The sequence below is a fragment of the Pseudomonas sp. Marseille-Q1929 genome, from assembly GCF_017316265.1.
Classification (GTDB): domain Bacteria; phylum Pseudomonadota; class Gammaproteobacteria; order Pseudomonadales; family Pseudomonadaceae; genus Aquipseudomonas.
Map to the genome: position 1 here is coordinate 1 of NZ_JAFLWU010000064.1, position 1306 is coordinate 1306.

Consider the following 1306-nt stretch of genomic DNA (forward strand, 5'->3'; position numbering starts at 1 on the left):
TGTACGGAACAACCACATGGGTTACAAAAAAGTGCATTCACATAGGTGACACTTTGATTGAAACATAGCCGTTCTTAGCATCTCTGGCATCGACACGGCCGAGTACTACCGGGCCGAAGATGACCGACCATATGTCATCACCAATCATCTCCATCCCTATCGTTTGGTGCCTGAGCAGATGGCCAACGTAAATACGTAGACCTGCTCGATTAATGATTCCACTGCAATCAGCTAGGTAACACTCAACATGGCTCGCGTACCCCATTTCCGGCAGCTTCTCCGGGTAAGCCCGGAGTGAAGGCGTATAGCATGCAGCAGGTGTTTTTTGCCCCAGCGCTTCATGTCCTCGCTCATAATTGTAGTGCTGCATAAAACGATCAAAGTGCTTTTGCTGAGCCTCCCATGCTATCGCAGGCGGCTGGGGCAACGTACTTTTCAGCGTTCGATGCATGCGTTCGTGGCGGCCATTTTGATCCGGTCGGCCCGGCTCAATTCGCTCAGGAATGATCCCAAGTCGCAGCCACCAAATCGATAATTGCGATAGTCCAGCACGCCCCTTACTCGCAAACGGCACACCGTTATCAGTGCGGATGCGATCAGGCATCCCATATTCGCGGAAAACCCGCTCAAAGGTTTGCTGGGTCTCCTTCAGGTTGGTGCTGGCCATGCTCTCGCAAGCCAGTAAGAAGCGACTAGCGTGATCCATGATTGTCAGTGGATAGCACCACACACCTGCCCCTGTCAGAAACTGGCCCTTGTAGTCGGCGCTGAAGAGTTGATTAGGCGTTTCCGCCTTGCGCAAAGGTTTCGGATAGACAGCCACACGCTGACGTAGAGGCCTAGGCGTGATCAAATCGGCTGCCTTAAGAATGTTGTAAATGGTCGTTTTCGACGGGGGATCTTCGCCTGGAAAGCGCTGCCTCAAACTGTTCTGGATCTTCTTTGGCCCCGGAACAGTCTCGCCAATAGAGCGAAGTTCGACGATTGCCTGCCTTACGGCCAAGGGCACCACGTAGGTCTGGTGATGACGGCGGCGGCTACGTTCATCAAGCCCGCTGGGGCCCTCGGCTTCATAGCGTTCGACCCATTTATAGCCCGTCTTTCGGCTGATCTGAAAGTCCTGGCACAGCCGGCTAAAGCTGTGCTTGTCAGACAGGTACTCAGCAATGAACATCACTTTGAGATCCATAGGTTTCAGCTCTCTCCAGGGCATGGTCAGATCCTCGCGAAATCGACCCTGCCAGTTAAAAACTGTTACCTATGTGCGTGAACTGATTTGTAACCCATGTGGGTGAGTCATACCGGC

Annotated in this window: 1 protein-coding gene; it reads right to left on the reverse strand. The window is 53.0% G+C overall.

What is annotated here, in order from left to right; genetic code table 11:
* Positions 1-37: 37 nt before the first annotated feature.
* Positions 38-1213 carry an integrase core domain-containing protein gene (locus tag J1G37_RS28910; RefSeq protein WP_207047209.1) on the reverse strand — a complete coding sequence of 392 codons (1176 nt, stop codon included), beginning with the start codon at positions 1211-1213 and terminating at the stop codon, positions 38-40.
* Positions 1214-1306 lie beyond the last annotated feature (93 nt).

Coding starts and splice junctions, on each gene's coding strand:
- J1G37_RS28910 (WP_207047209.1), bottom strand. CDS start 1,213: ATGCCCTGGAGAGAGCTGAAACCTATGGATCTCAAAGTGATGTTCATT.